Origin of the sequence: Arthrobacter sp. 2762 (genome assembly GCF_040548745.1) — a bacterium.
Lineage (GTDB): Bacteria > Actinomycetota > Actinomycetes > Actinomycetales > Micrococcaceae > Arthrobacter.
Genome location: NZ_JBEPSI010000011.1, coordinates 33,985 through 46,982, shown reverse-complemented (window position 1 = coordinate 46,982; position 12,998 = coordinate 33,985). Strand labels below are relative to the sequence as shown.

The 12,998-nt window shown below is 64.1% G+C and carries 13 protein-coding genes; 3 read left to right on the top strand and 10 right to left on the bottom strand.

The window, feature by feature from the left end:
- Positions 1 to 35 precede the first annotated feature (35 nt).
- From pabB to ABIE18_RS18800, 3 genes are all read right to left on the bottom strand, one after another.
- Complete coding sequence (gene pabB / locus ABIE18_RS18810) at positions 36 to 2,069, bottom strand: aminodeoxychorismate synthase component I (protein WP_499724117.1); 2,034 nt, start codon at positions 2,067 to 2,069, stop codon at positions 36 to 38.
- Positions 2,066 to 2,647, bottom strand: coding sequence for a low molecular weight protein-tyrosine-phosphatase (locus tag ABIE18_RS18805; protein WP_499724116.1), 582 nt, complete (start codon positions 2,645 to 2,647; stop codon positions 2,066 to 2,068). Before ABIE18_RS18805 ends, pabB begins: the two co-directional genes overlap by 4 nt.
- 110 nt (positions 2,648 to 2,757) lie before the next feature.
- On the bottom strand, positions 2,758 to 3,396 hold the full coding sequence (locus ABIE18_RS18800) for a TetR/AcrR family transcriptional regulator (protein ID WP_499724115.1): 639 nt from the start codon (positions 3,394 to 3,396) through the stop codon (positions 2,758 to 2,760).
- Positions 3,397 to 3,496: 100 nt separating this feature from the next.
- Between ABIE18_RS18800 and ABIE18_RS18795 the strand changes: the two genes are divergently transcribed.
- Positions 3,497 to 3,799 (top strand): hypothetical protein, encoded by a 303-nt coding sequence (locus ABIE18_RS18795; RefSeq protein ID WP_499724114.1) that lies wholly within the window; start codon positions 3,497 to 3,499, stop codon positions 3,797 to 3,799.
- A 57-nt stretch (positions 3,800 to 3,856) separates the two neighbouring features.
- Here ABIE18_RS18795 and ABIE18_RS18790 read toward each other — a convergent pair whose 3' ends face one another.
- Genes ABIE18_RS18790 through uriH form a run of 3 tightly spaced genes read right to left on the bottom strand, consistent with a single transcriptional unit; the run spans position 3,857 to position 7,289 of the window.
- On the bottom strand, positions 3,857 to 4,828 hold the full coding sequence (locus ABIE18_RS18790; protein ID WP_499724113.1) for a ribokinase: 972 nt from the start codon (positions 4,826 to 4,828) through the stop codon (positions 3,857 to 3,859).
- The gene (gene uriT / locus ABIE18_RS18785; RefSeq protein WP_499724112.1) at positions 4,825 to 6,282 is read right to left on the bottom strand and encodes a uridine transporter UriT; all 1,458 of its coding nucleotides are present in this window, start codon (positions 6,280 to 6,282) and stop codon (positions 4,825 to 4,827) included. Before uriT ends, ABIE18_RS18790 begins: the two co-directional genes overlap by 4 nt.
- Entirely contained in the window at positions 6,282 to 7,289 is a 1,008-nt protein-coding gene (uriH, locus tag ABIE18_RS18780; RefSeq protein ID WP_499724178.1) for a uridine-preferring nucleoside hydrolase UriH, read from the bottom strand. The genes uriT and uriH overlap by 1 nt, the downstream gene beginning before the upstream one ends.
- Positions 7,290 to 7,478: 189 nt before the next feature.
- Between uriH and ABIE18_RS18775 the strand changes: the two genes are divergently transcribed.
- On the top strand, positions 7,479 to 8,513 hold the full coding sequence (locus ABIE18_RS18775; RefSeq protein WP_499724111.1) for a LacI family DNA-binding transcriptional regulator: 1,035 nt from the start codon (positions 7,479 to 7,481) through the stop codon (positions 8,511 to 8,513).
- Here ABIE18_RS18775 and ABIE18_RS18770 read toward each other — a convergent pair.
- Positions 8,497 to 8,862 (bottom strand): hypothetical protein, encoded by a 366-nt coding sequence (locus ABIE18_RS18770; protein WP_499724110.1) that lies wholly within the window; start codon positions 8,860 to 8,862, stop codon positions 8,497 to 8,499. The two genes, ABIE18_RS18775 and ABIE18_RS18770, sit on opposite strands and share 17 nt — an antisense overlap.
- A gap of 35 nt (positions 8,863 to 8,897) precedes the next feature.
- A complete protein-coding gene (locus ABIE18_RS18765) occupies positions 8,898 to 9,521 on the bottom strand; it encodes a LysE family transporter (protein WP_499724109.1) in 624 nt (207 codons plus the stop codon).
- 157 nt (positions 9,522 to 9,678) lie between these two features.
- Here ABIE18_RS18765 and ABIE18_RS18760 point away from each other — a divergent pair, with 157 nt between their 5' ends.
- The gene (locus ABIE18_RS18760; RefSeq protein WP_499724108.1) at positions 9,679 to 10,752 is read left to right on the top strand and encodes a DNA polymerase IV; all 1,074 of its coding nucleotides are present in this window, start codon (positions 9,679 to 9,681) and stop codon (positions 10,750 to 10,752) included.
- 23 nt (positions 10,753 to 10,775) lie between these two features.
- Here ABIE18_RS18760 and ABIE18_RS18755 read toward each other — a convergent pair whose 3' ends face one another.
- Together ABIE18_RS18755 and ABIE18_RS18750 are read right to left on the bottom strand one after the other, a co-directional pair.
- Positions 10,776 to 11,759: an aldo/keto reductase gene (locus ABIE18_RS18755; RefSeq protein WP_499724107.1), complete on the bottom strand. Its 984-nt coding sequence runs from the start codon at positions 11,757 to 11,759 to the stop codon at positions 10,776 to 10,778.
- Positions 11,760 to 11,777: 18 nt separating this feature from the next.
- Positions 11,778 to 12,998, bottom strand: a complete 1,221-nt coding sequence (locus ABIE18_RS18750) for an RNA polymerase sigma factor (protein ID WP_499724106.1) — start codon at positions 12,996 to 12,998, stop codon at positions 11,778 to 11,780.

The window sequence follows — 12,998 nt, the reverse complement described above, 5'->3', positions numbered from 1 at the left end:
CCCTTGAAGCGACGGCCGGCTAGCTGTACACAGACTCAGCCGGGGAAGTCGGCCCCGAGCGTCGACAACACGCCAAACGCCTTGGTCCGGATCTCTTCGTACTCGTCGTCGGCCACGGAGTCCGCGGTGATTGCCCCTCCGATACCCAGGCTGAGCGTGCGCCCGCCGTCGTCGTCGGGATTCACCACGAGGGTACGGATCACGACGGCGAGGTCCGTGGCCGCATTCAGCGAGAAGTAGCCGATTGCTCCCGAATAGATACCGCGGGGACCCGCCTCAAGCTGGTCAAGAATGTCCATGGTGCTGATCTTCGGCGCGCCGGTCATTGAACCGGCAGGGAAGGCCGCAGCCAGTGCCTCTGCCCGCGGAGCGCCCGGGCGAAGGTGCGCGTCCACGGTGCTGACCATTTGATGCACCGTGGCGTAGCTTTCGATCGCGCACAGCCGGCTGACCGTCACCGAGCCGGGAATGGCGAAATGGCTCAGATCATTGCGCAGCAAGTCCACGATCATGATGTTTTCCGCGCGGTCCTTCAGCGAGGTCTCCAGGTCGCGGCGCAGTTCGGCGTCCTCCGTGGGATCGGCGGAACGCCCACGCGTCCCCTTGATCGGCTCGGCCCGCATGCCGCCGTCGGAGAGAATCCGGAGGAAGCGCTCGGGCGAGGTGCTCGCGACGACCAGCTCGCCGAACCGGAGGTAACTGGCAAATGGTGCCGGATTGCGGCGTCGCAACGTCCGATAGCTCTGCCACGGGTCCAGTCCGCTGGCAGGTGCTTCAAGCATGGTGGTCAGACAGACCTCGTACGAGTTGCCTTCGCTGATTTCATGCTGGGCGTCGGCGATTTTGCGCTTATAGTCCGTGGCGCTGTCACGGCAAGTGAATTCCGGAGCCGCCTCGGAAACATGCTCGACGGCGGAAGCCGGGGCGGCTGAAGCAGCCCCGACGGCGGTTCGAGCCTCGCGCAGCCACTCATCGGCGTCGGGCGCGTCCAAGGCGAGCAGCCACACTGTCTGCTCGCGATGATCCAACACCACGGCGCGTCCAGCGAAGAGCAGGGCCGCGTCGGGGGTCCCCGCTTGGACGTCGTTGCCCCCGGTTTCCCGTTTGAGCTCGTAGCCCAGGTAGCCCAACCAGCCGAGCGTGAACTGCCCATCGTAGCCGCGGGGTGCCCGCACGGCCCGTCGTCCCCAGACGGAATCGAGCCAGCGGAAGAAGGGTCCGGAGGTTTTCACGGTGGCTGTTCCGGCGGTCACCTGAGTGGTTCCCTGGCGGTGTTGGACGGACTGGCCGAACGTGCCGCCATCGTCCGCCAGGATGCTGAAGCGGCTGCGGGCAGCGGCCTGGGACGTCCCTGAAACTGCGGACGCATTGGAGGAATCCAACCAGACAGCATTGGTCGAGGAACCGTAGAGGTTCTGAAAGAGCGCCTCGGCGTCCGGAACTGCGCTGATCTTTTCGGACCGGAGTTGCAAGCCTCGACGCGCACTGAGTTCCGGCGAGAGGATCGCTGACAACGACGGCAGGTACCGCATGGCCTGCAGGACATCATCCGGGGCGTTGCCATCCGCGAGGTTCTGCACACGGATGTCTGCTGCGCCGGAAACCGCGTCGGCTGCGAGCCAAACATCCTCCTGGGCAGCCCAGCTGTCCCAATAAGGTTCGTAGGTGTTTCCGTCACGGGCCAAAGCCCGACGACGGCGGTCGTCACCGGGGGATTCGACCCAGACGATGGCGTCCAGCAGGGGACGCGCGGCGTCCGCTGCGGCGCCGACGCCCTCCACGATCACGATTTCGGCTGGCAGCGTTACGTGCAGCGCGCCGTCGTAATGCCGTTCCCAATCCCAGCTGACCCACTCTGCTGCCTCGCCTTGGCTCAAAGGCGTCAGGACCGTTGCGATGTACCTTTCGATGCCTGTGGCAAGGCCGTTCCATCCGGGATAGATGTCTTCCAGATGGAAAAGGGAAACCTTGTGGTGCTCCCGAAGGCGGGCCGCCAACTCGACGGCCAGCGTGGTCTTGCCCGCGCCGGACCGCCCGTCGACGGCGATGATCACGGGTGCAGGGGTCATGACATAGAGGTTACCTGCTGGTGCTCGGTGGCTCCGTTTCGGACGTCGCTGGCGCTACTCCCGGAGTCTTCCGCAAGTGCATCGCTCACGTAGCGCACAATGCCTGGAACAGCGGCTTTGATAAGGGTCCAGGTGTTGTCGAAGTCGGTGTGACCGCCATACCAAGGATCCTCGATGCCCAAATCCAGTGAACTGCGTCCAACCATCATGGGATCGAAGCTGCGAAGCATACGGACTTTGGCCAGCGATTCGCGGTCCGGCGCGCCCTCCTGAAGCCAGCCGAAATGATCGACGTCCAGTGCCAGGATGAGGTCCCGCTCAGCGAACCACTCGCGCCTCCACTGGCGTGCGACGTGGTCCTCCGAAGCGATGTGGTGGGCGGTCAGTTTGCGGGCCGCCCGGGGATCGATCGGGTGCCCCACCTCGTACCCGGTGGTGCCCGCTGAGTCGACCACTGCCAACTTGCCGAGCCCTTCCGCTTCGAAGGCTTCGGTAAGCATGAGCGCTGCCATGGGCGAGCGGCAGATGTTTCCAGTGCAGACCGTGATGATGCGGTATGGGCTCGTCGTTGAGTACATGCAGCAAGCATGGTTGATGGCACCCCTTCTTGGCTAGGGGCCACTTCACAACGATGTCACTTTTCCAGTCAAAGCTGTCACAGGGTGTAGGGGGCGGGCGGTGAAGGTGGCTACTGGACCACTGGAGCGGGCGCAATTTCTGCGGTGGGGGACCCGGCAGACGCTGCTTCGGCAGCCAGCGCGGAGGCAGCCAAGTAGACGGTGCGTACGACGGCGGCGCGTCGCCTCTCGAGGCGGCCGGGGTCGTTCCCGGCCATGAGTCCATCGAGTGCGGGCAGCACGGGGGCCGTATCGCAAAGACTGACGATGGTGATGAGGAGATCACCGGCGTCTTCCTTTGAGATTCCGGGAAGGGCTGCAATGGTGCTGTTGACCTTGGACGCACAGTTGGCCATCCGTTTGGGCAGGCCCACAACTTCGGTGCCGCGTTCCAGGCCTTCCCAGAAGAGAAGGCGTGGCGCGGTGGCATCATCTTGATGATGATCGAACAGACGGCCCGCATAGTTCGCCATGGCCTCTGGGCCCTCGCCGTGGATGGGCACTTCATCCATGAGGGAGCTGAGAGCGGCTACGATGACCGCGTCAAAAAGGCCGTTCTTGTTGCCGAAGTACTGATAGATGCGTTCCTTGTTGACGCCGGCCTCTGCGGCGATGCGATCAATCCGGGCCCCGGCAAGTCCCCGCGTGCAGAACTCAGACGTCGCCGCCTCGAGGAGCAGTGACTTGGTGCGCTCTGTGTCCCATGCCATAAGTACCAGATTACCATTTTCCAACTAAGTAGTTGTAATTGGTGCCGAGTGCCGTTATGGTGGGACAAAGCTAATTGCAACTACCTGGTTGGAGAATGCCATGACCACTCAAGCTGCTACCGAAATCAAGGCTGCTGAAACCACCCCAACCCGTGCCCCGTCCGTGCACATGCGGGCCCTCATCACCTGGATCGCGATCTTCCCCTTGGTCTCCATCGGCATGCTGTTGCTCGGGCCGATCATGGAGCCGTGGCACCCAATTCTGCGGGCACTCGTGCTGACAGCCCTGGTGGTCCCGGCCGCCGTCTATTTTGTGGTCCCACGACTGTTTGCCGGCCATGGCGCACTTAGCCGCAAGGCCGCTGAGCGTTCGGCCCGGCGAGCGGCCCGCCAGTCCGCTTAACCCATGTAGGTCGCAGATCAGGCGGCGCTGCGACCTACATGGGTGGGAGTGCTGGGACTAAACGCCCCGCAGGCGCTCGACGTCCGCGATGCTGGGATAGGCGGCCTGGGTGCCCTTCTTCGTGGCGGCCAACGCGGCAGCCACTGATGCAAAGCTTGCAGCATCCGCGAGGGAATCGCCTGCAGCAAGGCGTGCAGCGACAGCTCCCGTGAATGCGTCACCCGCACCGGTGGTGTCTACGGCCGAAACGCGGGTAGGGGCAATGCGGGTGATCTGGTCCTGGGTCCCGCGGGCCAACGAATCCAGCACAACAGACCCGTGGGCGCCCAGCGTTACCAGCACGCGCTGCAAACCCCTGTCGGCAAACTGGCTCCGAACCGGCTCCCATGCTTCGGCCTCCGCGTCGGCGTCAGGAACGTCGGCTTCGCCACCCAGGAACAGGGAGGCCTCGTGCGCATTGACCAGCAGCACGTCGCTCAACCCGGCCAGAACCTCCGGTACCTCTGCGTAAGGCGAGAGATTCAACAAGACGGTAGCGTCGGCGTCGTGCCCTGCTTGTGCAGCGGCGATCACAGTATCGATCGCGACTTCAAGGCAGAGGCAGACCACCGCAGCACTGTTGATGGCGTCCGCTGCCGCGCGCACGTCTGCCGGGGTTAGAGTCCCGTTTGCCCCGGCCGAGATGATGATGCTGTTCTCGCCGCTGGCATCCACCGAGATGACCGCGACGCCCGTCGCGGCGTCCGAGCGTCGGACGCGGGTGACGTCCACTCCGGCGTTGGCGGCCGAGCCCAGGAGCATGCTTCCGTTGGCGTCATCGCCCACTGCGCCCACCAAGCTGACCTGGGCGCCGAGCTTGCTGGCCGCCACCGCCTGATTGGCGCTCTTGCCGCCGGGGTTTACGGCGAAACCATTGCCGTGGACCGTCTCGCCGGGCTTGGGAAGGCGGTCGCAGTAAATAGTCAGGTCGGCGTTCAGGGAGCCGACGACGACTATCCCCGCCGTGGGTGCGCCGGCTTCTGTGCTCATTTGCTTGCCTTGACTTCAGCCGCCTCTGCCTCTGCGACTTCTGCATCCAGTGGTTTCGGGATCAGCAGTGAGGCGGCGAAGGCGGCAAGCGTAATGGCGAGACCCACCACCACAACGGTGAGGTACGACGCCTTTGCGTCACCCAGTGCGGACGTCGCAACGAGGACCGCGGGCAGGACCAGGAAGCTTAGGCCGGCGCCGAGGTTGAAAGCGCCCGCATTCATTCCAGGGAGGAAGCCCGGGTTGCCTTGAGGCGAGAGGACGACGCCCAGTCCGTTCAGCATGATGTTGACGGTACCGGCGTACATGATGCCCAGCAAGGCCGTGCCCACGATCATCATCGGCAGGTTGTTCAGGCCGAAGAACGCGATGATCGCCAAGGCCACAAGGCTGCCCAGCAGTCCGATGCGAAGGACCTTCGTGTAGCCGAGGACCGGGGCGAGCCTGCCGCTGATCGGGCCGAAGAGCCAACCCAGCAGTGCGTACGGCGTAAGGATCATGAGCGACATCTCGGTGGGGCCCACGCCGAAGCCGGGTTCGGCCGCCTGAACGAACGCCGGGATGATCCCATTGACGACCGCGAAGATACCGGTCATGGTCAGTGTGGTGGTCAAAAGCGGCGCCCACGTGGAACGCTGCCGCAGGTGCACGGTTTCCACCATGGGCTGCTTGGCGCGCTTTTCAACAGTCCAGAACGCGAAGAACGCGACGGCGGCAACCAGGATCAGGCCAAAGGCCAACGTTAACGTCCCCGCATCAAAGGCCGTGGCCAGTTTGGAGCCTTCGTTCAAGGCTGTCAGGAGGGCGCCTACCGCGATCACGATGAAGAACACGCCCAGCCAGTCCATGGTGGTTCCGGCAGCAGGTTTGCTCTCTCCCGCCAGGACGGCGATAAGGACCGTTGCCACAAGGGCCAGGGCAACCATGAGCCAGAAAATGCTGCGGAATCCGAAGTTCTCGGCGAAGTAGCCGCCCACGAACGAGTCGACACCAGCCACGCCACCGTTCACTGCAGTGATGAGGCCCATGAGGGTGCCGTATTTGCGCGGGTTGCTCACTGCGGAGCGGAGCATGATGAGGCAGAGGGGGACAGTGGGACCGCTGACGCCCTGGATGATGCGGCCTACGAAGAGCCACGTGACATCCGGTGCGAGTGCCGCGATGACCGAACCAACAGCCATCAGGAGCATCATGCCCACAAGGATCTTCTTGCGGCCCACGATGTCGCTCAGGCGGGGCAGGAAGAGGGAGAACAGTGCTGCGGCGGTGAAGAACCAGGTCTGGGACAGGCCGATGGTGGCTTGGTCCGTCTGGAGCTCATTGCCCATGGTGACCAAGGCGGGGCTGAGCATGGAGGCGTTGAGCTGGAAGGCAACACAGGCTGCCAGAAGGGCCACCATGAGTGCAATGACGTTACCCCGGGCGGGCTTGGTTTCCGGTACGAGGACGGACATTACTTTGCCTCTCCGGCTGCGACGTTAACCGCGGCGGTGGCGTCAGCGCCGCCGTCGAGCGTTGGTTCACCGATCCGTTCGATCGCATCGGTGACAAGATCCCAGAACTTCCTGTGATCCAGATCCACGGCCACGGACGTATGGCAGTCCTCCGGGGCGGGCGCGCGGAAGTCCGCCACCGTCATGCCGAGGGTGAGCTTGCCCTGCAGTTCGATGTCCACCGGCACCTTGCGTGTGGTCATCACGGTGGGGTCGATGACGTAGGCAACTGCGCAGGGATCGTGGACCGGCGGGAAATCGAAGCCCTGGGCATCCTTGTAGGTCTTCTGGAAGAAGTCCATGAGTTCCATGACGAACTTGGCCGGCGTGGTGCCGATGGCCGCGATGCGGTCCACCACCTCGTCCGTGGCCAGCGCCTGGTGCGTGAGGTCCAAGCCGACCATCACCACGGGCCACTTTTCATTAAAGACAATGTGCGCGGCTTCGGGGTCGATGATGATGTTGAACTCCGCCACGGCACTCCAGTTGCCCACGTGGTAGCCGCCGCCCATGAGGACAACTTCCTTCACGCGCTCCACGATGCGCGGCTCCTTGCGGGCAGCCATGGCGATGTTCGTCAGGCCCGCGGTAGGCACCAGGGTGATGGTGCCCGGTTCGTGTGCCATGACGGTTTCAATGATGAGGTCGACGGCGTGGCGCGGGTCCAGTTCGATGGTGGGCTCGGGCTGTTCCGGACCATCCATGCCGGATTGGCCGTGGATGGTGGGGGCCGTCTCGATGGTTCGAACCAGGGGGCGGTCACAACCTGCGGCGAACGGAACGCCGGTGATGCCAGCGATGGTGGCTACCGAGAGGGCGTTGCGCGTGACTTTTTCAAGGGTCTGGTTGCCCACCACCGTTGTCACTGCAAGCAGCTCGATGTCCGGGTTGCCGTGGGCCAGCAGCAATGCCACTGCGTCGTCATGGCCGGGGTCGCAGTCAAGAATGATCCTCTTGCGTGCTGTCATGGGGTTGGGGTCCACGTTTGTCTCCACGTCATTGGGGCCTGCCAGGTTCTTGCCCGAAGCAGGGCGGTAAGCATTCATGGGAATTCTGGCACTGCTTTGGGGGTCGCGTCAAACGCTTAACGTAATTCGCGTTAAGCGCTTGATCCCTTGCGGCGACTGTAAGGTCTGCAACAACGCTACGATCGATGCATGGATACCTTGGATCGGCGGAACGCCCGCGCGCCCCGTGTGACGGCTGCGATGGTGGCCGCCCGGGCCGGGGTTTCCACTGCCACCGTCTCATTGGTGGCCAACGGTAAGACGCAAGGACGAGTATCCGAGGACAACATCTCACGCGTCCGATCAGCGATCGCCGAACTTGGCTATGTGGTTGACAGCATTGGGAGTTCGCTGGCTCGCGGAGTCAGCTCCATCGTCATCCTCGTGACGCCGGACGTGTCCAACCCGTTCTTCGCCAACGTCATCGCAGGCGTCCGGGAATCACTCGGCCCGGCTTACCAACTGCTGCTCTCGGTGACCGACGCAGGGGAGTCGCCGCAGGCCGAGGATGTCCGCAAATTGTTGGCACTCCGTCCGGCCGGCTTGCTCGTGGGCGCCCCCAGTGCCGAGTTCCTGGAGGACCTGTCCGCGGCAGGACCGCTTGTGCTCCTCGATGCGCCGGGGCTCGAGTCCTACGCGCCGTCCGTAAATCTTGACGTCGCCCAAGGCGCGCGTGAGTTGGCCCGGCACCTCGCAGCGTCCGGACATACCCGCGCCGCCTACGTGGACGGCATCACCGGCACCACCACTTTCCACCTCCGCAGGGAAGCTTTCCTTGAGGAGGCCGCCGCGTGCGGACTGTTGGTGGCCGGTGCGCATGTCATCAGTACCGCGATCGACGTCGGTGCTGCCGCCGCCGCGTTCGCCGACGCTTGGCCTGCCTGGCAGCGGGAGGGGGTGACCGCCGTCGTCTGCGGTACCGATACCCACGCCTATGGCGTGCTGCAGGAAGCGCGTGTGGCGGGCGTCCGGATTCCTGCCGAATTGGCAGTGGCGGGCTTCGACGATCTCCCGTATTCGGCCACCAGCAATCCCAGCCTCACGAGCGTGCACCTGCCGGCGACCCCGCTTGGACGAAGGGCGGGGGAGCAACTCCGCGGGCTCATGGAAGGCCTGGATTTGGAGGAGCCGCACGTGACGCTGGAGAGCTCACTGGTGGTTCGCGGTTCTACATCGCTGGGTTAGCCAATAGCGGGCGAAGCTGTGCCTCCGAGACGGGGTTCGACACCGTGAAATAGATCTGGGGCGCCGTCATATCGCCCCAATCTTCCTTCTTCACCCGTACAGCGTCAGGTGTTACTTCGGCGATCCGGACGCGCAGCCACGCGCCGTCGTCGAGTAACAATTCGTGGGGGTCGGCGAGGTAGCGCAGGCCGAGGGCATCGAGTGTTTCCTCGGCGGTGAACCAATCCACTTCGTCCGTGCGTGGGCGTCCCAGCATGTCGATTGCGACGAATCCGTCACCTGCGGGTTTCATCCACCCCACGTGCTCGCCATCGTCCGAACGTCGGTGCTCGATCCAGTCCGCTTCCATGCCTCGACGGTAGCACCGTGTCCCGGCCGCCGTGGCTAGTGGATGACCGCGAGCAGGATACCCACGAGGACAAACAGGCAGCCGAAGACGCGGTTGAGGACTTTCTGGCCGTGCTGGTCATGCGTGAACCGTTGGAATGACCGTGCGGCCAAGGCGAAGAAGAACCACATCACCATGATGTCGATGAACAACACCGTCGCTGTCAGCACCGCGTATTGCTGGAGCAGCGGCTGGTCCGGCCTGATGAACTGCGGCATGAAGGCCAGGAAGAAGACGATTGCTTTGGGGTTCAGCAGGTTCACCCAGACGCCGCGTTGGAACATCGAGAGGGCGGACTCGTTCTTCTTGTTCGCGACCTCTTCTTTGTCCAGGTCCGGCTTGTGCAGGAACTGCCGGATGCCGAGGTACACCAGGTAGGCCGCTCCGGCGTAGCGGATGACGTTGAAGATCACCGGCGAATTGGAGACCAGTACGCCGACGCCCAAAGCGACGATCACGATGTGGATGACCAAGGCCAACTGCTGGCCCAGGATGCCCCAGATGGAGCGTCGGAAGCCCGAATTGAGCGAGTTGCTCATGGTGAAAATGGCGCCGGCGCCGGGAGTGAAACTGATCAGGGTGCCGGCACCAACCAGGGCCAGCCAAAGTGAAAACTGCACATCTCAGCTTATGCCGGTGAGGAGGGTGCCCGGGACGCGTTGGGTCCTGACCTTGTTTGGCCGCCCAGACAGCCGATTGAAGCCTAAATGGGTTGATTTCCGGGCACCGTGAGCCCAAAGAGGGTCAGGAGGTCACGGCTTAGGGCAAACTGGTGCCGTGAGCGGAATCCCCTGGGTACTGCACGTTGACCTCGACCAGTTCATTGCGGCTGTCGAGGTCCTCCGGCGCCCCGAGCTCGCTGGCAAACCCATCATTGTGGGTGGCCGGGGAGATCCGACGGAACGTGCTGTGGTGTCCACGGCCTCATATGAAGCCAGGGCGTTCGGCGTCGGTTCTGGAATGCCACTGCGAATAGCGGCCCGGAAAGTGCCGGACGCCGTGATTCTTCCCGTCGACCAGGAGGCTTACCTGGCGGCCTCGGACGTGGTGATGTCCACCCTGCGGGAGCAACCCGGCGGTACCGTGCAGGTGCTGGGCTGGGATGAAGCCTTTGTGGGCATAGAAACCGAGGATCCAGAGGCTTACGCGCGGCGGGTGCAGGCCGCCGTCCTGGAACGAACGCGGTTGCATTGCAGCATCGGTATCGGCGACACGCTGGTACGCGCCAAAGTGGCCACGGGGTTCGGTAAGCCTGCCGGAATCTTCAGGCTCACCGCGGAGAACTGGCTCACGGTCATGGGCAGTCGGCCCACCAAGGAGCTATGGGGCGTTGGACCCAAGGTCTCGGCCCGGTTGGCCAAACTTGGGATCACCACAGTCGCCGAGCTTGCCGCGTCCGATCCTCAGCAATTGGTCCCGGAGTTCGGCCCCAAGATGGGCCCTTGGTATGCGCAGCTGGGACGAGGTGAAGGCGCCAATGAAGTGGACGACACCCCGTGGGTTGCCCGGGCACACGGCCGCGAGACCACGTTCCAGCAGGACCTCACGGAACCTTCCCAGATCAGCGACGCCATCAAGGAGCTGACGGCGCGCGTCCTCGAAGACGTGGCGGCCGAGGGGCGGCCGGTGGTGGGGCTGACCCTCAAAGTCCGGTACGCCCCGTTCTTCACCAAGACCTACGCAAGGAAGATTCCAGAGACCTTCGACCGGGACGAAGTCCTCGCGCAAGCCTTGGACGTCACGGCGCGGATCGAGCCCGACCGTCCCATCCGGCTTCTGGGGCTACGCGCCGAAATGTCGATGCCCGCCGACGCCCGAAAGGGGCACACCCCGACGCGCAGCGGATGGTGACATGCACGACGGCGGCAGGCCGGCTACCAGCGCGGGTGGATCGCTTCGCGGAAATAGCGGTCATAGATGTCCTGGACCCCAGCGGTGAGCCCCGAACCTACGGACTGCATCGCTCCCGCCTCAGCGTTTGCATGTGCCTGTGCTGAAGAACGGGCACCGGGGATGACCGTGCTGACGCCGTCCTGGGCGATCACCCAGGCGAGGGCGGCTTGCGCGGTGCTGACGCCGTCGGGCACTAATGCGCTGAACTCTTGGGCGGCCTTGACACCGGTGGCGAAATCGACGCCTGAGAAGGTCTCGCCGACGTCGAACGAGGAGCCGTCGCGGTTGTAGTTGCGGTGGTCGTTCTCCGCGAACTCGGTTTCCGGCGTGTACTTTCCGGACAGCAGCCCGGAGGCCAGCGGCACCCTGGCGATGATGCCGACTCCGGCCTGCTTCGCTGCCGGGAGAACTTCATCGAGCGGCTTCAGCCGGAAGGCGTTAAGGATGATCTGAACGGACGCCGTATTCCCGCGGTTGATGGCTTCAAGGGCTTCGTCAGTCCGCTCGACGCTGACGCCGTAGTTGCGGATAACGCCTTCGCTGACGAGGGTGTCCAGTGCGTCGTACACCTCATCCCGCGTGTAGACGGCCGTGGGCGGGCAATGCAATTGGACGAGGTCCAACGTGTCCTGCTGCAAGTTCCGGCGCGAACGGTCAGTCCATTCGCGGAAGTTGGCGAGGGTGTAGTTTTCGGGCACTTGGTCCACGCGCCGGCCCATCTTGGTGGCAACCATCAGGTCCAGACCGGGATTGGCGCGGAGGAAGCGTCCGATCAGCTGCTCGCTTCGGCCATCGCCGTAGACATCGGCGGTGTCGAAGAAAGTGACGCCGCCGTCAACCGAGGCCTCCAGGACGCTAAGTGCGTCTTCCTCTGTTACGTCGCCCCAGTCCGCTCCGAGTTGCCACGTGCCTAATCCAACAGTGGACACCCACCGGCCGGTCTTACCAAGTATGCGTTGTTCCATGGATTCGACTATATGGGGTCAATGCTCGTCCATTCGCGCCACTTTCCCCATCAGGTACCGCCGCTCCTGCAGGCTGCCCGTTTTCTTGGCGGCGGCGAGGTAGGCGGCGCGCGCGTCCACATAAGAGCCCGCCATTTCATGCAGGTGGCCCCGCACCGCATCCAGGCGGTGCGACCGACCGATGGCCGAATCCAGCCCGGTGAGCAGCTCAAGCCCGGCTGCTGGCCCACTCACCATGGCCACAGCCACAGCACGATTCAGGGTCACCACGGGACTGGGCGCTACGGCTTCAAGGACCGTGTACAAGGCGAGAATCTGCGGCCAGTCTGTTTCGGCATCAGACGGCGCCTCCGCATGTACGGCCGCGATCGCGGCTTGGAGTTGGTACGGCCCAGCTGCGCCGCGGCCGAGCACGGAAGACAGGAGTGCGATGCCTTCCTCTATCTGCCCGCGGTTCCATAAACTCCGGTCCTGTTCGGACAGTGGCACGGGCATTCCGTCAGCCAGGGTGCGCGCGGCACGACGGGAGTCCGTCAGCAGCATGAGCGCGAGCAAACCGGTAGCCTCGAACTCACCGGGCGCGGCGCTCACCAGCAGGCGCGTCAAGCGGATCGCTTCGGCGGTGAGGTCTTCACGTTGCAGTGAGTCGCCCGAGCTTGCGGCGTAGCCTTCGTTGAAGATCAGGTACAGGACGTGAAGTACGACGCCGAGCCTGGCTTTCCGCTCGGACTCCGGCGGCATGTCGAACCGGGCGCCTGCCCTCTGGATCCCTTGTTTCGCACGGCTGATGCGCTGGCCCATGGTCGCCTCGGGGACGAGGAAAGCAGAGGCGATTTCCGCCGTCGTGAGTCCTCCTACGGCCCGGAGCGTCAAGGCGAGTTGCGAGGGTGCACTGATGGAGGGGTGGCAACAAAGGAACATCAGGGTCAGGGTGTCGTCGGCTTCAGACGCGGTGGCGTCCTGGAAGCTGACTTCCATTGCGGCGACGCGTTCCTCCCGGGCGCGGCGCGCGCGTTCACTGCGCCACACATCAACCAGCCGGCGCGATGCGACAGCCAGCAGCCATCCCTTGGGATTTGTTGGCAGCCCGGTTGGCCACTGCAGTGCGGCCTCAATGAGTGCCTCTTGCACGGCATCCTCGCAGGCGTCGAACTGTCCGTGATTGCGTGCCAGCACGCCGAGGACCTGCGGCGCCAAGGTGCGCAGCAGGTCCTCGATGTCGCGTGGGGGAACGGCCAA